This window comes from Gaoshiqia sp. US2 (genome assembly GCF_059705485.1).
The window spans coordinates 659159-681016 of the sequence record NZ_AP048550.1; the positions used below are offsets into that span (position 1 = coordinate 659159).

The window sequence follows — 21858 nt, forward strand, 5'->3', positions numbered from 1 at the left end:
TCCCATCACTATGAAAAATAAATTTTTGATTATTATACTGGCGCTCTTCACCTTAATCTCGTGTGAGGATATTTTTGAGATTTCGCCGCAAGATAAAATATCTGAAAATGATGTTTGGAACGATGAAACCTTAATTCGATTGTATATGAATGCCTGTTATACCCGGGCCTATGAGCAAGGTTTGTTCCGAAATACACAGATTGGACATGCCACGGACGAGTTGCACAGTATTAAAGGCTCTGTTTACTACTATATCATTACCCGGGGCGATTTAACAGCTGATAATGTCACTACGCTTTCGTCTTATTTGAACAACTGGAAAAATGCCTATGCGCTGATCCGTGATGTAAATATCTTTTTTGAGAAGATTGATGCATCCCCTGTTTCTGAGAATACGAAGAATCTGATGAAAGGCGAAATGAAGTTTATGCGTGCATGGCTGTATGCTCAACTGATTTGGAGATACGGAGGCGTGCCAATTATTGAGCAGGTATTTGGTTTGAATGATGAATATCTGGTTACCCGTGATTCGTATGATAATTGTGTGACTTTTATCGTCAGGGAATTGGATGAAGGCATTACCTTGCTTCCCGACCAACAGACCGGAACTAACCTGGGCAAGGCTTCGGCTGATGCCGCCCGGGCGCTCAAATCGCGGGTTTTGTTGTATGCCGCCAGTCCTTTAAATAATCCATCAAACGATCAGACCAAATGGCAAAAAGCTTCAGATGCCGCAGAAGCCCTGATAAATACCCGATACAGTCTTCAAGGTGATTATCAGCAGGTGTTTTTAGCTTCTAATCAGGAAATCATTTTTGCCAAATATCATACACAGGCCAGCCAACTCGATTTGAGTCGGCAGGTTGGACGAAACGGAAACAACGGTTGGGGTTCGGATTCGCCTACCCAAAACCTGGTGGACGATTACGAAATGATCAATGGGGAACCGCCTTTTTTGGCGAATGGATCGGTGAATCCGGCTTCCGGCTATGATCCAACACATCCCTACGCGAATCGCGATCCCCGGTTTTATGCTTCCATTCTGCACGACGGTGCGCCGTGGATGGGACGTGAGACCGAAACCTTCGTGGGAGGTCTTGATTCGCGCGAAGGTCCGATTGAGGCATGGAACGGATCAATGTCTGGCTATTATCTCAAAAAATTTGTGCCAGAGAATATTCCTCCAATCGGAGGGACCATCTACCCAACATCGCCGTGGATCATGTTTCGCTATGCCGAGATTTTATTGAACTATGCTGAAGCCCAATTCATGCTTGGTTATGAAGGTGTTGCCCGGGACATTCTGAATGAAGTCAGAGGTCGTGCCGGAGTTAATATGCCTGACGTGACCGATAGCGGTGAAGCACTGAAAAAACGTATCCAGCATGAACGCCGGATTGAACTGGTTTTTGAAGGACACCGCTATTTCGATGTCCGCCGCTGGAAAACAGCTCAGGAAATCGAAACGAAAGATATTCGGGGTATCAGCATCGTGAAAGCAGCTGATGGCACCAAAGCCTACAGCACCAAAAATCTGATCACTCGTAGCTGGAATGACCGACTTTATTTGTTGCCGATTCCACGGGCAGAAATCGACCGAAGTATGGAATCTCTCACTCAGAATCCGGGATACAATTGACCTGAATTGTTCAGGCTGTCTGATTATCTTGAGATCTATTTTTCATTCAAGTAGAATCGTGGTACCTTCAGGATTCTCAGACAGCCTCAGTTTCTTGACTTTTTTACTAAACTGATGAGACTATTAGCACTCCTTTTTTTTCTAATTTTTAGCATGGGCCTTTTGGCACAAGACATTTCATTGAATACCAAATCCTGGGGTGATCAGGGAAACGGAACCTATATTAATCCGGTATTAAATGCCGATTATTCCGATCCTGATGTAGTCCGGGTGGGCAGTGACTATTATATGGTGTGTTCTGAATTTCATTTCATGGGGATGCCAGTGCTTCATTCCAAAGATTTGGTAAACTGGACCATTGTCAGCCGGATTTACGATCGGATTGACTTTGATCAGGCCTTTGACACCAACAATCGGTACTCCGGAGGAAGCTGGGCTCCATCCATCCGCTATCACAACAACAAATTTTGGGTTTACTTTTGTACCATCGATGAAGGTCTTTTCATGACTACAGCCGAGAAGGCCGAAGGTCCCTGGGAGCCATTGACTCAGGTGGTGAAAATTGACAAATGGGAAGACCCCTGCCCCTTTTGGGACGACGATGGACAAGCCTATTTGGTACGTAGCCGACATCGGGCCGGACCACTCATTATGCACAAGATGAGTCCCGATGGGAAAACCCTGCTGGATGACGGTGTCACTGTTTATACCGGCCCGGTGGCAGAAGGTCCAAAAATGCACAAACGGAATGGATACTATTACATCAGCCTTCCTGAAGGTGGTGTGGCTGAAGGTTGGCAAACCGTTCTGCGATCGAAGAGCATTTATGGCCCTTACGAGAAAAAGGTTGTGCTGGAGACAGGGTCAACTCAAATCAACGGGCCACATCAGGGATCGTTACTGGAAACTCCCCGCGGAGAGGGGTGGTTCATACATTTTCAGTTGGTACCCAAATTAGGACGGGTTGTACACTTGCAGCCCATGTACTGGGAAAACGATTGGCCGGTGATTGGTGTGGATATCGACCGCAATGGAATTGGAGAACCGGTTTATGTTTGGAAAAAACCTGATCTGGAACCTCAGCCTCAGACTTTTCCACAAACCTCCGATGATTTTAATTCCGTCCGGTTGGGTTTTCAGTGGAGCTGGAACCATAATCCGGTCGACCATAACTGGTCGCTGGAAAAGAACCCGGGAAAGTTAACCCTGGAAGCATTGTATGCACCGGAACTGTTGAAAGCCAGAAATACACTGACCCAAAAAGTGATGGGAAATGGAGGTGAAGTAACCGTTTTACTTGACGGGCACCGGTTAGTAGATGGACAAAAAGCCGGTATCTGTCTGATGTCGAAAGCTTATGCCCTGTTAGGGCTAAAAATGGAAAACGGGCAATTGTACTTGTTCACCTACATCAACGGAGAAGAAAACGCTCAGAAAGTTTCGTATTCGAAAATCTACCTGAAACTGAATATCTCAGGTGAACCCAACAAAAATCAATTTTATTACAGTCAGGACAATAAAAAATACCATCCTATTGGAGGAAAATTTCAATTACTGTTTGGTCACTGGAAAGGACCTAAAATAGGCCTTTTTAGTTTCAATGAGATAAAGAATGGAGGAACTGCCTTATTTGATGATTTTCACTATGAATTTAACTAAATATGTCGGGAGGGAGGTCAAATTCAGTCCTGTCATGTCCAGTTACTAACGTAAAAAAAGGTCTTATGAAACGAATTCCAATAATGTCAACCATATTGTTTCTGGCAAGCTTTGTTAGCGGACAGATCAAGTATCCGGATCTGTCGCCCACGATATCAGGCGATACCTGCTTCAATCAGATCTCCAATCAGTATTTTCCGGTGATGGGAGTCTGGGTTTGGAACCAACACGACTTGGAACCGGATGGTTATAAAAAATCGATTGATGATTTAAGCCAATATTCTCCTTTCAACCTGATTATCCCGTTTCTCCGGTTTCATGACAAGGAATTGCTGGATGAGCCAGTTTTCAACCAGGTAAAACTGGCCGCTGGTTATGCGGCAAAAAATAAGATCGGTCTGGTACTCGATCTGGATGTTCGCTCGGCCCGCCGGGCTTTTTGGCAACAATACCCCGACGAGTTGCAACAGATGCTCCGGCTACAGGAGGTAGAGTTAAAGCAGAAGGCTTTGACAACCATTTCTTTGAGAAGTATCAAGGATCTGAACGATCACTATTCGGGCGGCAACATCCCCAAATACAATTCGGTAGAGAGTACTCTGGTACGGGTTTATGCTTACAACAAAACAACCGAAGGTATCGAGTCCACTTCCATCCGGGATATTACCGGCACTTGTCAGCTGCTTTTTTCAGCCGAAGATTCTCTGCGGGTTCAATTGCCTGTCAGTGAAACCGATCAACAAACCCATGCATGCGTGATGGCTACGTTCACGCTTTTCTATCCTGATGTTTTTGCACCTCATTTGCTTCGATTTCAGCGTGATATATTAAAAAAGTATGCCGACTTGCCGTTGGCAGGCGCTTGCAAAGACGAATGGGGATTTCCGCCCTACTATCCGCGATATTATGCCGAGGGTGCTGCCGACTTCTGGTATTCGGAACACCGGGCTAAAGAATATGCCCAACGCAACAGAGGACGTGAGTTGCTGGCCGATTGCCTGCTGATGGCCTTTTCTGTAAAGGGGCAGGAGCAGGATCGGCAGGTTGCTATCAACCATTTCCGACTGATGTCGTTCCAGCGAAATACTGAAGTTGAGAACGATTTTTACGATGCTGTGAAAGAATACTTTGGGCCGGATGCAGCAGTTACCGTTCACCCAACCTGGTGGCCATATCCGGATTTGAACGAGTTTAAAAAGAATGGGTTGAATTGGTGGGCAGCTAAACGCGATTGGGCACAGACCGATGAGCTGGTGCCTTTTGGGGTGCGAACCGCCTTGTGCAAAAAATGGGATAGTCCGCTGTGGTATAACATGTATTACACGGCGCGGTTGCCGGATCAGGTTTGGGGATCGGCGTTGGCTGGAGGACGAATTAATTACCTCCGCTATTATTCGCTGTATGACCCTGGAGTCATGAGGGCAGAAAGCCGGATACGCCTCTTGAATTACATCAGCAAAAGTCCTTTGGATTGTCCGGTCGCCGTTGTGTTTGGACACTCTTCGGCCATGAACTGGGCAGGCAAGGGCTTCAATGATGTTGGCATGGAGCTGGTAAATCGTTTCTGGAATAAGGGATATCCGGCCGATTTAATTCCGACCAGCGAAATAGAAAATGGAAGCCTCAAAGTGGATGAAGACGGATGGATTCGCTACGGTCCTCAGCGATACGCAGCTGTTGTGCTTTACAATCCCCAGTTTGAAGGAAAAGCCGTCTCTGATTTGTTTCAAAAAGCCAGCGGAGGGAAAACTACCATTCTTCGCATGGGAGAATGGACTTGTAATTTTGACGGAAACCCGGTAGATGCAGAAGAAAATCTACCGCTGGATATGCCGTTTGTCCCCGAGGTATCGCAGGTTTGCGACAGGGTATTTTCGGTGTTGGGCGACAGAAAAATTGAAGCCCAAACTCCGGCGACGGCCGTTCTCGACAGTAGCTTTTTTAAACTTCGAGGTTATAAGCATACCTCCTATTTCCCGGGCAATACTGGCCAATCCAGGCTGATTGACGGCACGCATCTCTTTATTGCCGGCACGCATCTGGTTAGTGGAGATCCAATTCAAGGAAACTATCAAGTTAATGGAATCGATGTATCCGTTGAAGCTGTAGGGGTAGCAGGTGTTCGATTGAATCAGCAGGGAGAACTGGTGGCGCTGGCAGCCAGTGATCTAAGCTACATTCGGGTAGGAGATTTTTCGCTCAGGTTGAAAACTCCGCTGGATATCGCCTTGTGGAAAAATCAGGACGGACACTGGGAAGGAGTGATTCAACACAACGACTTGAAACAAGTGCCGGATGTGCTAAGCGAACTGACAAATAATTGGGCTTTCCTGAAGTTACCCATGCCTCCCCCAATTAAATAACAGGAAGATTAAAATAAAGTTAATTGAATAATGAATTTTTAATTATAAAAGGCGAAAAAAGAATCATCCTGTTTCATTTTTTGGTGCTGATATTTAGTTTTACTTTTGACATGCTCCGAAAGGAGGAAAGGAAAACTAAATGGAGAGAAAGATTGACAAAATAGATGACGCTCTTTTGTGGAAGAGGATGAAGTCGGGCGATCAGGAGTCGTTTTCTCAGATCTTTAAGTTTTATTACCCCAAACTGTATACGTACGGTGTCAAGCTAATCCCTTTCCCCGATTTTGTAAGAGATCAGATACAGGACCTTTTTATTACGATCTGGCAAAACCGGGAAGGTCTTGGTGATGTGTCTAATTTAAAGGCCTATTTATTGGTTTCTTTACGCAGGAGGATTTTGATTGCAAAAAAGGCCAAGCTGAATATTAATCCCTTGGACGATATTTCAGAAGAAGATTCTCATGCTCTGGTGTTTGACCCCGATGAATTTATTGACAAAGTTTATCTGTCGGCTCATATAAAAAACAAGCTTGTCAAAAACCTGAACGCTTTGCCGGTCAGTCAGCGTGAAATCATCTTTCTCCGGTTTTATCACCGGCTGAGCTACCGTGAAATTGCTGCTATTGTCCAGATCAAGGAACAATCGATAAAAAACAACATGCCGCGGATCCTTCAAAAACTGTCGGAAGGTTTAACAGGCATTTCGGAGGAGGATATTAATGATATGGACATCATGTTGTTTAATCTTTTTTTACTCTTTCAAAAAAAATAATCCGGTTTTTTGCAGTACTACTTCCTGATTTCATACTCTTAATAAATAGACAGGGAAATTTATTAATGAAAGTATGACTGATCGCAATCATTTTAACGAACTTCTTGCCGATGAAGAATTCCAAAACGGCTTAGCTCACTTTGACTTGCTGGACGAAGCAAGCCGGAAGGCATTTATAAAACGCTATTCTGTCGGCAAAAAAGAATTTATTAAAGCGAGAACGGTTGTCGGCGGATTGAGCTTCAAAGAGACCAGGTTTTCCGAGGAAGAATTAAATTACCTGTGGGAACGGCTGGGCATAGGAACATCTGCAAATCTGCCACGTCCCAATCGGCACACCCGAACCATTATAAATTGGCTTAGTAAAATAGCTGCCATCCTGTTTATTCCGTTATTTATTGCTTCTGTCTGGTTTTTTAATAAAACCCAGCAATTAACATCTTTCAAAAATGAACAGATCGATCGGTTAGCCGGAATTTATAATACGGTTTCGGCCCCGTTGGGAGGCAGAACAAAGGCGATACTACCCGATGGTTCCGAAGTCTGGTTGAACTCGGGCAGTTCGGTTCAATACCCGATCGTGGGTGATCCGGCATTCCGGGAAGTAAAATTAAGCGGCGAAGGATTTTTCAGAGTCATAAAAGACCCTGAGAAGCCGATGCTGGTGACCGTCTCCGGGATGCAGGTGAAAGTGTACGGCACAACCTTTAACATCCGGGCCTACGAAGATGATCCTGATGTGGAAACCGCCTTGGTTGAAGGTGAGATATCCATCGTAACGTTGAACGGGAAAGGAAATCCGGCAGATACCGAATACCGGATGAAGCCGGGAGAACTGGGAAAGCTGGACAGGCAAAAAAATATGCTTGCCGTTACCAGGGCAGATCATATGGACGTGTTTACCGGTTGGATTAACGGGAAATATGTATTCCGGAACAAACCGTTTAAAGGGATATTAAACCGGCTTGAACGGTTGCATAACGTGGAATTTGTTTTGGAAGACAAAACATTGGAAGAGTACAACTTCGACGCCACTTTTGACGATCAGAACATTGACCGGATTATGGAAATATTTGCAGTATCATTACCGATAACATGGAGGTCGGTTAAAGCGGAGAAAAATAACGATGCGACATTTTCAACGAGAAAAATAATCATATCAAGAGATAACACCAGGAAGTTACAATGAACACTTAAAAATTAAAAATGCAGGAAAGAATGGCCCTCTTCCCTGCATCAGTTTAAAAGGTTTAAAACCTTAATATGAATTAAACACCTAAAATTATGGAAAAAAAACGAATGTTCTACGCCCGTAGCAGAATTATTGGCTTTGAGCAAAAAATTGGTTTGAAAATGAAACTAACACTACTGCTTTTGTTTGTGGGTTTTCTCAACCTGATGGCATCCGAGGTTTACTCGCAAATGGCAAAACTCACGATCTCATTAAAAAATGCAACGGTGGAACAAGTCCTTGCCGGTATTGAAGACAACAGTGAATTCAATTTTGTTTACAACCGCGACGTCATCGATCTGGACCGGAAAGTGGATGTTAATTACAAAGACGCAAAAGTAAATGACATCCTGGGTGATTTGTTCAAGAACACCAACGTGACCTATCGCCTGATTGACAGAACAATCGTGTTGTCGACGCTTTCGGAAACCGGATTCGTTCAGCAGTCCAAAAACGTCTCCGGTAAAGTTACCGACTCCTTCGGCGCTCCGCTTCCGGGCGTCACAGTTGTGCTGAAAGGTACGACGAATGGCACCATCACCGATTTTGAAGGGAGCTACCTGCTTTCCAATGTCAGCTCAAACGCAACGATCATATTCTCTTTTGTTGGGATGAAAACCATTGAAAAAGAAGTTGCCGGACAGTCTGTGATCAACGTATCGTTGACAGATGAAACCATTGGTTTGGAAGAGGTTGTGGCGATTGGGTATGGTACGGCCCGCAAGAGCGATTTGACCGGGGCGGTCGCAAGCGTGCAAGGCGAGAATTTATCCAAACGTTCGGCACAACAGCTTTCTACTGCCATGCAAGGACAGATGGCAGGGGTGCAGGTTACCCGTTCGTCGGGAGCGCCGGGCGCTTCGGCCACAGTGCGTATACGCGGTATCACCACGCTGTCGAACAACGATCCTTTGGTGATTGTAGATGGTGTCCCCTCATCGCTGAACGATGTGGTAGCAGCCGACGTGGAAACCATGACTGTGCTGAAAGATGCGGCCTCTGCCTCCATTTACGGTTCGCGTGCGGCGGCAGGGGTTATCCTGATCACCACCAAACGTGCCAAAGAGAACCAATTTTCGTTCGACTACAACTACGAATACGGCATTGACAAACCCACAACGCAGCCTAAGAATGGCGACGTGATTGACTGGATGAATGTTCAAAATGAAGTAAAATGGAATGATGGCGCTTCAGATCCTTATTCGCAATACTCGCAGGAAACCATTGCTTCGTGGCTCAGCAATAATGCTACCGATCCGTGGCATTATCCCAATACCGACTGGGTGGATTTGATCTTGAAAAAAACGACTTCACACGAACAACACATGCTGAGTGTTTCGGGAGGCACAGAAAAATTACGTACAAAATCCACTTTTAATTACCAGAAAGGCGACGGCTATTACCTGAATAAATCTTATGAACGTTTTGCAGGCCGTGTGAATAACGACTATAAAATAACCGATTGGCTGAGCGCCAATCTCGACCTCGACTTCTCCAAATCAACTTCAATCTCTCCGTCTCAAATCAACGCCATTTATTGGGCCTATCTGGTGGCACCCTACTACACCCCCCGATGGGAGGACGGCCGCTATGCCGACGTGAAGGACGGGGCCAACCCGCTCGCCGGCCTCGAACAGGGCGGCACGAACAACATTGATTATCACAAGTTCGGCGCCAAGGCACAATTCGACCTTACTCCGTTGAAAGGCCTTACGCTGGCAGCCATTTTAGCTCCCCGATATTCGTTCACGAAAGGCAAAAAATTCTCACGCGCCGTGCCGGTATACTACGAAAACGGTTCCACCACCTACATGCAGGCGCACAAAACGACCAACCTGGAGGAATCGCGTAACGACAATAACAGCTTCACTACCCAGTTCTACGGCAACTACCAAAAGAAACTAGGCGAACACTCGTTCAACGCCATGGCCGGTTACGAGGGTTATTCTTATAAATGGGAAGAGCTTGACGCTTCGCGTACCAACTATCTGCTCGACACCTATCCTTACCTCAACATCGGGCCCGAGGATTATCAGTATAATTCGGGCAAAGCGGGGCACAACGCCTACGAATCGGTATTCGGACGCCTGATGTATTCCTATAAAAACAAGTACATGATTCAGGGGAATGTCCGTACCGACGGCTCATCGCGTTTTTCGGAAAAATACCGTTGGGGTACTTTCTACTCCACGTCAGTAGGATGGGTTATGTCGGAAGAATCGTGGTTCAAAAACAATGTGGTTAATTACCTGAAGTTGCGCGGCTCTATCGGCCAACTTGGTAACGAGCGTATTGGTTCGGAATTTCCCTATCAGGCAGCCATTAACTTTGGCAACAGTTACATGTACGACAAATCAACATCATCTGTGACAGCCGTACAAAATGCCGCTCAGGTTTATTACGCGTTCGAGAACATCACCTGGGAAACGACGACAACCTACGGTGGCGGTCTTGATCTTCAGCTCCTCGACAGCCGTTTGCGTTTATCCGGCGATTACTATTACAAAAAGACCAGCGACATGTTACTTGTCCTCGGTTTTCCCTCCTACGCGGGATTTTCGGCGCCTCAGCAAAATGCGGGCGATATGTATACCAAAGGCTGGGATCTGGAAATAGAGTGGTCTGACAATATCGGTGATTTCTGGTACAGCATCTCGGCAAACCTGTCTGACTACCGTTCAAAAATGGGCTATCTGGGAGACAAACGTACGCTTGATGGCAACTATATATGAAAAAGGTTCATACTACTACGAGTGGTATATGTACAAGACAGATGGCCTATTCCAGACCGATGCCGACCTCTACGATGCAAACGGCAACAAATATCCTACGCTCACGGCAAATGATAAAGCGGGAAATATTAAATACATAGATACCGACGATAGCAAAACCATCAATTCCGACGATAAGATACGCCTGGGCAACTCCCAGCCTGAATACCTTTACGGAGGTAATATCGCCATGGGCTGGAAGGGGTTTGACTTCAACCTTTCGTTTCAGGGAGTAGGCCACCAACGCTCACTGTTCAATTCGGCATGGATACAGCCGCTGAAAGAACAATGGGGCGCTGTTCCGGAACTCTTACTGGACAATTACTGGAGCCAACACAATACCGAAGAGCAGAATCTCAAAGCCAAATACCCGCGCCTGACTTACACCAATACCACGAACACCTATACGGGATCGGACTATTGGCTTTTCAATGGCGCCTATTTCCGCGTAAAAAATATCACGCTGGGCTATTCGCTGCCTAAAAATTTGCTAAGCAATGTAAGAATCAAGGACCTGCGCTGCTATTTAAGTATGAATGACCTGCCGGCTATCAGCAACTATCCGAAAGGATGGGACCCTGAAGTGGGCTCATCGTCAGATTTTATATCAACATCATTCATCTTGGGTGTTAATGTCAAATTCTAAAAAATTCTATCATATGAAAAAGATATTAATAATCACCGTTATATTTTCGGCGTTCACCTTCCCGGCCTGTGTTGATCTCGACCTGAATCCCCTGTCAGAAGGATCCAGTGAAAGCTGGTATTCAACGCAACAGGAGATTGAAATGTCGGTAAACGATTATTACCGCACGGACTTTTTCCCCATCGACGACATGACTTGGGGTGACGATGTAACGGCGCGCAATACAACTTCGGTTGTACAAAACGGAACCATGACCGCTGAGAACGGCACCGTGGGCGGCCGCTGGCAAAATTACTATAAGGGTATTGCCCGTTCTTTACGCCTGTTAAACAAGATGGACGATGCCCGTGCCATGGGCGTGCCGGAGGCTAAAATTACGCAATACGAGGGTGAAGCCTGGTTTTATATGGGTTATGCTTACGGAATGCTGGCCTTCCATTGGGGTGATGCCATTCTTGACAAAGTAGGCATGACGTTGGATGAGGCTTACCAGATATCGCGTTCGCCTAAAGCTGACGTGTTAGCATACAGTTACGAGTGCCTGGACAAGGCTGCCGAGCGCCTGCCAACCAGCTACTCGGGCATACAGCGTGCCACGAAAGGCGCTGCTCTGGCATTCAAGGCGCGTATCGCCCTCAGAAACGGCGATTACGAAACGGCTGCAACGGCTGCAAAAGCTTGTATGGATCTGAATGTCTATAAACTCCACAACAATTACCGGGATTTATTTACCGCCTCATGGTCGGACGAATGGATCTTCTTCTTTCGTGGTGATGTGACACTGAAAAAGTATTACTGGGCTGCCGGTGACGTACTCAACAGCATCTCCCGTCTGGCAGGAGGATGGGGAGGACAGAAAGCTCCCTCGTATGAACTGGTATGCGCCTATCCTTGCACCGATGGTAAACCCATTGACGAGTCGCCGCTTTACAATCCCAAAGACTTCTTTGAAAACCGCGATCCGCGGATGGCCATGACCATCATGCCCTTCGCCACGGCACATAACAAAGATGTTCTTACCGGAACTTATAACCCTCAGAATTATGTATGGCTTGGCTATGAGTATTCTCCCGCTCCGGATCGTACGACTGTTTACCGGGCATCCGACGGGGCGCAGGTGAGCAATACCGATTCGAAAGCCCGTGCCGAACACGCCTCATACACCGGCTTATTGTTTAAGAAGTATATAGACAACTCTTTCCTCGAAAACGGCCGCACCGGCGCACCCGCGACCTATCCCATGTTACGTTACGGCGATGTGCTGCTGATGTATGCTGAAGCCATGATTGAGCTCAACAGGTGTACGCAGGAAGTGTTGGATCAAACCATCAATAAATTGCGGGAGAGAGCCTATGCGGGAACAGGGATTGCCTATCCGCCGGTTACTCTTGGCACACAGGGTGAGATGCGTACGATCCTTCGCACTGAACGTTTTATCGAGCTTGCCTGGGAAGGCCATCGTTATGCCGATCTGATCCGTTGGAAACTGGCCGAAAAGGTTTACAACCGGCCCAGCTATTTCCTGCGCCGCGCCTGGTCAGGTTCTACGTCATGGAATGGCAACGAGGCTTCCGTATCTGCAGAATACCGCCAACTGATACAGAACTGGAAAGATGGCAACTACCCCATCGGAGGTATCCCGCAGATTGATGGAAATGGCATCGCCGACCTGAGCGGTATGGTTACTGCAGGTTATATCGTTGTGGCAACTGAACGGAACTTCGACGCGGGACGCGACTATCTGTGGCCTGTGCCTGACGCTGACCGTTTGATTAACGAAAATCTCGATCAGAACCCGAAGTGGTAACAGCATGAACAACATGACCATTGAGCGGGCTACCCGAAGTCACCCGCTCAATATCAACGAATAACCAACCAAAACCAATAACCAGACAGTCAAAAAAAGGGTGATTCGAACTCACCCTTTTTTATAACCAATGCAAATTAGTTCTACTATGAATCATCCAAATCGAATCAGAAGGCTCCATGTTGCTACTGTTCTTGCGACACTGTTTTTTGCTGCCTGTACCGTTCAGGAGAAACAGGGCGAAATCCCTAAATCCTACAGCGGCGTTTACCCGCATCTGGCCTATTACAACAACGAAGGCGAATGCGGTACCGGGGCCGTGGTTCCCTGGGCCGACCGGCTCTGGGTGATCACTTACGGGCCTCATTTACCGCTGGGATCGTCAGACAAGCTATACGAAATCACTTCCGATTTCCAGCAAATTGTTCGCTCCGAAAGTATTGGCGGCACACCTGCCAACCGGATGATCCACCGTGAAAGCAATCAACTTTTTATTGGCCCGTATGCTATCGATTCGGCCAGAAATGTACGCGTTATTCCTTACACGGAAATGCAGGGCCGCCATACCGGAAATGCCCGTCACCTGACCGATCCTGCAAACAAGATTTATTTTGGCACGATGGAAGAAGGTTTTTATGAAGTTGATGTCAATACCCTCATTCCAACCCGGCTTTACAAAGATGGCAACAATGCGCAAGGTAAAAAAGCTATGCACGACGATACGGATGTCAATCCGCAAAATGCCACCTTACCCGGGGCACATGGCAAAGGCTTGTATTCCGGCCAGGGCGTGATGGTTTTCTCGAATAACGGCGAAGCCAGCCAGGAAGCGCTGAAAAAGTTTGACATCGAAGCCGGCGTACTGGCCGAATGGGATGGGAAAGTATGGAAAACGGTTCGCCGCAACCAGTTTGTGGAAGTCACCGGACCGGGCGGAGTTTACGGCAATGCCCATCCCGAAACCGACCCGATCTGGGCAACCGGCTGGGACCACAAATCGGTGCTTGTGGGCGTCCGGAACCCTCAAACAGGCTGGGATTTTTACCGTTTGCCCAAAGCCAGCCACAGTTACGATGGTGCACATGGTTGGAATACCGAATGGCCGCGCATCCGTAATGTTGGCACCGACGAAAAACCGGACTACCTGATGACCATGCACGGCATGTTCTGGCGTTTCCCCGCAAACTTTACGGCAGAAAACAGCGCCGGCATCCGGCCACGCTCGGCTTATCTGAAAGTGATCGGCGACTACGCCCGCTGGAATGATCAACTGGTTTTTGGTTGCGACGATTCGGCCAACAAAGAATTCCTGAACAAACGCAAAGCAAAAGGAAACATTGAAGGACCGGGACAATCCAATTCGAACCTGTGGTTTACTTCTTTCGAAAAACCCGACGAGTTGGGGCCTGCAACCGCAGAAGGTGCCGTATGGATTTCCGAAGAAATCAAAGCCAATCAACCCTCTGAACCTTTTCTTTTTGCCGGCTGGGACATCCGTTCAGCCTGGATGAATAACGAAGGAAAATCTGCTGTTACCTTCACTTTTGAAGTGGACAATGCAGGAAACGGAACCTGGACCGCATTGAAATCAATAAAAGTGGATGCAGGAAAAAGTGTGGATGTTCCATTTGAAAATACCGAATCAGGTGAATGGGTACGCGTAGTCGCCGATAAAGCCATCAAAGCCACCGTTCATTTTTATTATGCTGATAAAGACAACCGGAATACAACCGCGGATGCCCTGTTTACAGGACTTACCGATATCAGCGAAAGTTCGGCGAATGCCGGCTTATTGTGGGGCTTGGGCGACAACCGCCGCGCGTTGGGAATCCTGGCGGGAACAGTTTCTGACGATAAATTTGAAGAAACCGGATATTATGAATTGGATTCGGCCATGAACCTCGTGAAAAAAGAAGACCCGGAAACAGTGGCATTTATTCGCGAAAAATTTGCCATTCCTCAAAATGTGGTCACCATTGATGAGGCATCCGTTTTGGTGGTTGACGATTTGGGACGCCGCTGGCGGCTGCCAAAAGGCAATTCGAAGTTTGCCGCCCTCACCGGTAAAGGCCTGCTTCGCATCTGCCGCGAAGTCGCCACCGAACGCGACCTGTTCAACTGCGCCGGTACTTTTTACGAGTTGCCTGCCGAAAATGCGGATGGTTATGCCAAAATTCGCCCGGTTGCTTCGCACGATTTCCGCATATACGATTATGCATCCTACCGCGGATTGCTTGTTATGACCGGGCTACAGACTGAATTACCCAAAAATGATGAGCACATCGTCCGGTCTGAAGACGGGAAAGCCGCAATTTGGGCGGGTGTCATCGACGACCTTTGGAAAATGGGAAAACCCGTTGGCGAAGGCGGTCCCTGGAAAGACGCTGATGTAAAAGCGAATGAGCCATCGGATGCCTACCTGATTGGTTTTTATGACAAAAGAAGTCTGAAACTTTCACACCATTCGAAAGAACCTGTAACCTTCAAAATTGAAGTGGAACCCATCGGGCATGGGCCCTGGATGCTTTATCAGGAAGTGACTATTAGGTCTGGCGAAACTTTTGAATACAATTTCCCGGAAACCTTCCAGTCGCGGTGGATCCGGTTTGTTGTCAACAGGGATTGTCAAGTAACGGCCTGGTTGAAATATGAATAAAATGAAAACTCAATTACTACTTATACTACCTCTTTTTTTGATGTCGTTGCTTTTGAAGGGACAGGAAGCAAAGTGCCCGCAAAATTTTAGCGGGGTGGTCCCTTCTTTGGCAATGACGGCCAACCATTACCCGCGTACCGAAGCAGGAGTTGGCGCGCTGATGCCGTGGGCTAACCGGCTTTGGGCAATTACTTACGTCGCCCATCTCTCTCCTACCGGCAGCGGCACAGGCCTTTATGAAATTGATGAAAGCCTTCAGCTTAAGAAAAATCCGGCCAGTGTGGTGGGAACTTATGCCAACCGGATCATCCATACACAAAGCATGCAACTGGCAATCGGCCCGTACCTCATTGACACGCTCGGCCATGTTCGCCTGATCAAAGAATTTACACAACATCGGTTGGCTGCAACCATGACGCACCTGACTGACCCGGAAAACAAACTGTACTACCTGGCTATGGAAGGTGAGTTTTTTGAAGTGGATGTTCATAGCATGGAAGTGAAACAGTTGTTTCAGTTGATGGAAGAACTGAAAGAACCCAAAGGTTCAAAACCTCATTTTAAAAGCGGGTACACAGCACACGGACGGGTTGTCGTCTGCAACAACAGCTACAATACCAAAGATTTTAACGGCGAATGGCAGGCGGGGCGTCTGGCTGAATGGGATGGGAAAGGCGAATGGAATATTTTGGAAAAAACCGCTTTTACGGAAGTGTGGGCGGCCGGGTCTTTCGGACAACCGATGATTGCTACCGGATGGGACCATATCTCGGCGATCATGCGGGTTTTTGTCAACGGCGAATGGAAAAGCTACCGGATTCCAAAGGGTAGCCGGACCTTCGACGAAACCAGTTGCACCGAATGGATGCGGGTGCGCGAAATCGAAACCGAACGGGCCATGATGGACTGCCACGGAATTTTTTATGAAGTCGGCATGCACTCATACGGCAACCAACTTTGGGCGATCAAACCAATTTCCAGTCATTTACGGGTAATTCCCGATTTTTGCTCATGGCGCGGCATGTTGGTTTTTGGCGGAAACCAGGCCACCCCGATGAAATTTGGCCCACAGGACTGCAACCCGCTGGCGGGGCAACCACAGGCAGGTTTGTGGTTCGGCAAAACCGATGATCTTTGGAACTTTGGCAAACCTAAAGGTTTTGGCGGCGTATGGTACCAAAGCCCTGTTCGCGCGAATGAACTTTCTGACCCGTACCTGATGTACGGCTTCGATAAAAAGTCGGTGCATTTATATCACGATTCCAACGAAACGGTTGAATTTACCGTTCAAACCGATTTTATGGGCAACGGGGATTTCCGGGACTATAAAACCATTGCGGTCAAACCCGGAGAATATGTGAACTATGAATTTCCGGATGCTTATTCTGCAATCTGGATGCGCTTTAAAATCAACAGCAACTGCAAAGCAACGGCTATCGTTAATTATGATTGAATCAACCTAAAATATGATGAAGAAGACTTTATTAATCACAATTTTTTTGACTGTATGGCTCGGTGCCATTTATGCGCAATCCCTATTCATCGAAGCTGAAAACTTTTCCGACAAAGGCGGTTGGTCGGTTGACCAGCAGTTTATGGACCTGATGGGCTCGTCCTACCTGCTTGCCCACGGTATGGGAGTTCCGGTGGCCGATGCCGAAACAACGGCTGAATTTCCATCAACCGGCGAGTACCAGGTATTTGTGCGAACCTTTAACTGGACAGCGCCCTGGTTCGACGGGGAAGGCCCCGGAAAGTTTGAGTTGTTGGTCAACGGGCAAAGCACCGGCCCGGTGTTGGGGAATTCCGGCTCCGAATGGCTGTGGCAAAATGCCGGGAAAGTGAACATCGCCAACCAAAAAGCGACGGTTTCCCTGCACGACCTGACCGGCTTTAACGGCCGGGTGGACGCCATCTTTTTTACCAAAGAAAAGACCCCGCCACCAAATGAATTGGCCGCACTTGAAAAATTCAGAAAAAAACAATTGGGCATCCCCAAAAAACCTGAAAAAGCAGGCGAATTTGATTTGGTTGTAGTTGGCGGCGGTGTTGCCGGCACAACAGCAGCCATTTCGGCTGCCCGGCTCGGGCTGAAAGTGGCGCTGATCCAGGACCGTCCCGTGTTGGGCGGGAACAACAGCTCCGAAGTGCGCGTGCACCTGGGTGGTCGCATCAATGTGGAGCCTTTTCCGGCTTTGGGAGACGTGGTGAAGGAGATCGGCCCGTCGAAAGGCGGAAATGCCCAGCCGGCTGAATATTACGAAGATGAAAAAAAGACGGAGATGGTGCTCGCCGAAGAAAACATTTTGCTGTTCACCAACTACCGAGCTTTCGCCGTGAAAAAGAAAGGCTCGCGTATTGCCGAAGTGACCGCACGCCATATTGAAACAGCGAAAGAAACGGCGTTTTCGGCCCCGCTGTTTGCCGATTGCACCGGCGACGGCACCATCGGGTTCCTGGCGGGCGCCGACTTTCATATGGGCCGCGAAGGGAAAGATGAATTCGGCGAAGCTACCGCCCCCGAAAAAGCCGACAAAATGACGATGGGTTCGTCGGTACAGTGGTATTCCCTCAAGAATGAAAAGGAAAGCGCTTTCCCGGAATTCAGTTACGGGGTTGAGTTTAACGAAGAAAATGCGCAGAAAGTGACTATGGGCGAATGGACCTGGGAAACCGGCATGAACTTCGACCAGATCAACGACTTCGAACGGGTCCGCGACTATGGCTTGCTGGTGGTCTATTCCAACTGGTCGTTCCTGAAAAACCACAGTTCGGTAAAAGAGGACTATAAAAACCGCGAACTGGAGTGGGTGGCTTACATTGCCGGTAAACGCGAATCGCGCCGGCTGCTTGGCGACTTCATTTTGAAAGAGCAGGACCTGACCAATTACGTGCTATATCCCGATGCGTCGGCGCCAACATCGTGGACCATCGACCTGCACTACCCGGACCCGAAAAATTCAGAACATTTCCCGGGCAATGAGTTTAAATCCATCGCGGTACACAAACCCATTCACCTGTACCCGATCCCTTACCGCTGTTTTTATTCGCGCAATGTCGATAACCTGTTTATGGCCGGAAGGAATATCAGCGTAACGCATGTGGCGCTCGGAACCGTGCGCGTGATGCGCACCACCGGGATTATGGGCGAAGTGGTGGGAATGGCCGCCTCGGTTGCCGCAAAGCACAACACCAACCCGCGCGGCGTTTACCAAAATCATTTGGATGAATTGAACGCCCTGATGGAAAAGGGAGTTGGAAAATACGATGCCGAAAACATGCAAAAGTACAACGAAGGCAGTACGTTGGGGCCGAAATAAAAAATGATTAGTAACTTTTTAGCGATATTAGATAACCGGGTGTACCATGCAAAAAATATCCTTTAATATTCCGGTGCGCTGCACCATTTTTCTTTGTTCTGATATGTGGCAATCAATTGGGGCAAAAGCGGCAGGGCCGCGCTAATATTTGTAGTAGATAAAGAGGGAGAATTATTTCACCCGGGGAATTAAAATTTCACCGGGTGAAAATTTGTTTTAACGATGGCATTCAGAAATAAAAATTACCTAAAAGGATTGACGGCGGTTATTTTCCTGGTGTTTGCCGGGTTCACGGAAATTCCGCCGGGTTTTCGGCAAGCCGGTTTCAGGGATATGGAAGGCAACCGCATCGTTCATCATTTTGAAAACGAAGCCGATTCGCTTTCAGGCACCGGGATTATTGAACTCCTGGACAAAAACGGACTACCGGTCTGGTTTGGCCGGGAATTTCATAAAGATGTCTGCATGACCGGTGAATGTAAGATGATCCGCCTGACTTTGTATTGGGATGGCGCCGGGAATTACCTGGGGATGGAAATCCCGGAAGAAGAACCGTTGACCAAATCGGACCACACCGAATTTGATGCGCCCGACTATCAAAAGCTGGATGCCATCCTGCGCGATACTGCCTCCATCCTTAAAGCGTTAAAATTGGAGGATTTGATTGCAGCGCCCGACTCGGTCGATCTTTACCAAGCTTACGAAGTGGACGGCTATACCGCGGCCACCCAGCCGGCCCTTGCCGAAGTAGTTGTAAAAGACGCCGTTTACACCTGCCACACGCTTTGGCACACGGTTTACGGGCCCACGCAAAAAGAAATTCACAACATCCTGGAGGAACGTCTGAGCGAAGAATACCTTTTGATGATGTTTGAAAGCCAAAATCCAAAGTACATTGAATGGGCCATCCACCGCATTGACAAACATCCCCGATATCATAATGATTTATATCCCCGGATTATCCGGTATATCAGATCAGAGAATGCTGTAATCTCGAAACAGGCGCTTCAATACTTCCAGGGGTTCAGACTGGAAGACATACAAATACAGAAACAATTGGTTGAATTGATGCCTGATTTACCGCCGCAAAAAAAGAATGACCTTATCTGGAGCTTCATCGAGCTTGGGCAGGTAAGTGAAGACGTGGTACTTGGCTTATTGAAACTGTTTCAACAACAACGGATTGGGATTGGGTCGCTTAATTTAATTTACCGCCTTGTTCTTCCGGAATATTTGATTGAAAATAACCAGATTCTGAAGGTCGTCCAGGATCTTTCGGAGCATGAAGACGCCTATGTCCGTATTTTGACAGCCAGACTACTCAACACGAAAACAAGTGTGGAAATAAATAAGAAACGGTGAATCGATGGTTTTTCATCATTCAACCGCCGGGTTCGCAATTGCCTATTCAAACCGGTGGTGGATGTTTAGCTCCGAAAATCTGCCGGTAGCGGGCGAAGTGCCTTCAACAAATAAGCCGGCGCGCATGGCGACTCCCCATTGTGGCAGGAACTTTCCGTCAACCGTGTACTCGTCTGCAATTTTAACCGGAACCCACGATTCATGGTCATGCGACCAAAAGAACTGGTAATAACGTCCGTTCAAAACCTCCACTTTCAGGAAGAAAGGCATAGCTTGCTCTAACTTTACAGTTGCCAGTTCCGACCGGATCCCGTTTTCCGATTTAAATAAGGTTAAACCCCCGGCCTGACCGGGAAAAGCCAGAAAGTTGCGCTGATTCCCGTAAATGCAAATCCCTTTTTTCGCGGCTGATTGGTTAGACAGTTCCGTTTTTAACACATAGTTTCCCGCCTGCGGGCGGAATCCCAGAAAGGCGATTCCTTCGGTTGCCGAAGACAGAACCAACTCTCCGTCTTCGAGCCGGTAGTTTGGCCGGGGCAGGTTCAAATCCCACTGCCAAAGTTTGTCGCTTTTGGCCGATGAAAAATCATCGTCATAAGCGGTTTGCCGGAGTTGTTGTGTGCCGGGAAACGGAACCTGCGCTTGAATCGAGGGACTTGATCCGTTTTTAAATTTCGGCCATTGGCTTTGCTCGTCCCACACCAACTCGTCGAGCATGGCCTGGCGGCCAATGTATTCGAAATCGGTGGCATGATAAGCATGATACAGGTAGAAATAACGACCGTCAGGCGTTGTCACCAGGGTTCCGTGGCCGGTGCAGCGCCACTCATCGCCGCCTTGCATGATCGGGTCGGGGAGTTGTTCCCACGGGCCTTTCAGGCTCCTGGCGCGCGAAACCATAACCCGGTAATCGCAACGGTTGTCGCAACAACCGCCGACCGAGTACAGGTGATAGTAATACGCGCCGTGTTTCACCAGGCACTGTCCTTCGTCTCCTGCCCCCTGCCATCCTTTGGAGTGGTCGGTCAGGGTCAAATGTTCCCCTTTCAGTTTTAAACCATCGTCGCTCAATTCGGAACACAAAATTTCAATTGGCCTTTCCGGGGCTAAGCCGTGAGCTTTCCACGAAATGTAATTTTTCCCGTTTTCATCCTGAAAAATAAAGGCATCAATGGCTTCATTTCCCCATTCGATGATGATCCCGTGATCGGTAAAACCTTTATGAATATCTTTTGTTGTGCCTACCCCGATGCACGAAACGCGGTCGCCCCGGCGTTTTGCCGTGTAATAAACAAAGAAAGTTCCGTCCTTGTAATACAATTCGGGCGCCCAAAAGCTGTCGGAAGTCCACGACGGAAGTTCATTGAAAATATGCCCGATCTGTTTCCAGTTAATTAGATCGGTTGACTCGTACAACGGATAATTTGGCGCAAAATCGGAGCTGGTTCCCGCGGCATAATAGTTATTTCCGACCCGGATCACGGTCGGATCGGGGAGGTCGCCCGCGATTACCGGGTTTTTATACGTATGGATTGACTGGGCTTCTGCGCCTTGACAGCACAGCAAAAAAACCGAAAGGGCAAACATGAAATTTCTCATCGATAATTGGTTTAGATTAGGGAAAACACAGGT

At 47.8% G+C, this 21858-nt stretch carries 13 protein-coding genes; 12 read left to right on the forward strand and 1 reads right to left on the reverse strand.

Annotation, left to right across the window (positions count from 1 at the left end; all coding sequences use genetic code 11):
- The first annotated feature begins 10 nt into the window (after window positions 1-10).
- From AC6H3C_RS02645 to AC6H3C_RS02700, 12 genes are all read left to right on the forward strand, one after another.
- Complete coding sequence (locus tag AC6H3C_RS02645; protein ID WP_497519061.1) at window positions 11-1639, forward strand: RagB/SusD family nutrient uptake outer membrane protein; 1629 nt, start codon at window positions 11-13, stop codon at window positions 1637-1639.
- 114 nt (window positions 1640-1753) lie between these two features.
- Window positions 1754-3298 (forward strand): glycoside hydrolase family 43 protein, encoded by a 1545-nt coding sequence (locus tag AC6H3C_RS02650; protein WP_497519062.1) that lies wholly within the window; start codon window positions 1754-1756, stop codon window positions 3296-3298.
- Between the two features lie 65 nt (window positions 3299-3363).
- Window positions 3364-5661 carry a hypothetical protein gene (locus AC6H3C_RS02655; protein WP_497519063.1) on the forward strand — a complete coding sequence of 766 codons (2298 nt, stop codon included), beginning with the start codon at window positions 3364-3366 and terminating at the stop codon, window positions 5659-5661.
- A gap of 139 nt (window positions 5662-5800) precedes the next feature.
- The gene (locus AC6H3C_RS02660) at window positions 5801-6433 is read left to right on the forward strand and encodes an RNA polymerase sigma factor (RefSeq protein WP_497519064.1); all 633 of its coding nucleotides are present in this window, start codon (window positions 5801-5803) and stop codon (window positions 6431-6433) included.
- A 73-nt stretch (window positions 6434-6506) separates the two neighbouring features.
- Entirely contained in the window at window positions 6507-7622 is a 1116-nt protein-coding gene (locus tag AC6H3C_RS02665; protein WP_497519065.1) for a FecR family protein, read from the forward strand.
- A 95-nt stretch (window positions 7623-7717) separates the two neighbouring features.
- Window positions 7718-10396, forward strand: a complete 2679-nt coding sequence (locus AC6H3C_RS02670; protein WP_497519067.1) for a SusC/RagA family TonB-linked outer membrane protein — start codon at window positions 7718-7720, stop codon at window positions 10394-10396.
- Window positions 10380-11081 carry a hypothetical protein gene (locus AC6H3C_RS02675; RefSeq protein WP_497519068.1) on the forward strand — a complete coding sequence of 234 codons (702 nt, stop codon included), beginning with the start codon at window positions 10380-10382 and terminating at the stop codon, window positions 11079-11081. The genes AC6H3C_RS02670 and AC6H3C_RS02675 overlap by 17 nt, the downstream gene beginning before the upstream one ends.
- A gap of 13 nt (window positions 11082-11094) precedes the next feature.
- Window positions 11095-12888, forward strand: a complete 1794-nt coding sequence (locus tag AC6H3C_RS02680) for a RagB/SusD family nutrient uptake outer membrane protein (protein WP_497519070.1) — start codon at window positions 11095-11097, stop codon at window positions 12886-12888.
- A gap of 148 nt (window positions 12889-13036) precedes the next feature.
- Window positions 13037-15544 (forward strand): hypothetical protein, encoded by a 2508-nt coding sequence (locus AC6H3C_RS02685; protein WP_497519071.1) that lies wholly within the window; start codon window positions 13037-13039, stop codon window positions 15542-15544.
- 1 nt (window position 15545) lies between these two features.
- The gene (locus AC6H3C_RS02690; protein ID WP_497519073.1) at window positions 15546-16997 is read left to right on the forward strand and encodes a hypothetical protein; all 1452 of its coding nucleotides are present in this window, start codon (window positions 15546-15548) and stop codon (window positions 16995-16997) included.
- A 46-nt stretch (window positions 16998-17043) separates the two neighbouring features.
- The gene (locus AC6H3C_RS02695) at window positions 17044-18864 is read left to right on the forward strand and encodes an FAD-dependent oxidoreductase (protein ID WP_497519075.1); all 1821 of its coding nucleotides are present in this window, start codon (window positions 17044-17046) and stop codon (window positions 18862-18864) included.
- Window positions 18865-19086: 222 nt separating this feature from the next.
- Complete coding sequence (locus AC6H3C_RS02700) at window positions 19087-20226, forward strand: hypothetical protein (RefSeq protein WP_497519077.1); 1140 nt, start codon at window positions 19087-19089, stop codon at window positions 20224-20226.
- A gap of 42 nt (window positions 20227-20268) precedes the next feature.
- Here the strand turns inward: AC6H3C_RS02700 and AC6H3C_RS02705 are convergent, their stop codons facing one another.
- Complete coding sequence (locus AC6H3C_RS02705) at window positions 20269-21825, reverse strand: family 43 glycosylhydrolase (protein WP_497519079.1); 1557 nt, start codon at window positions 21823-21825, stop codon at window positions 20269-20271.
- Window positions 21826-21858 lie beyond the last annotated feature (33 nt).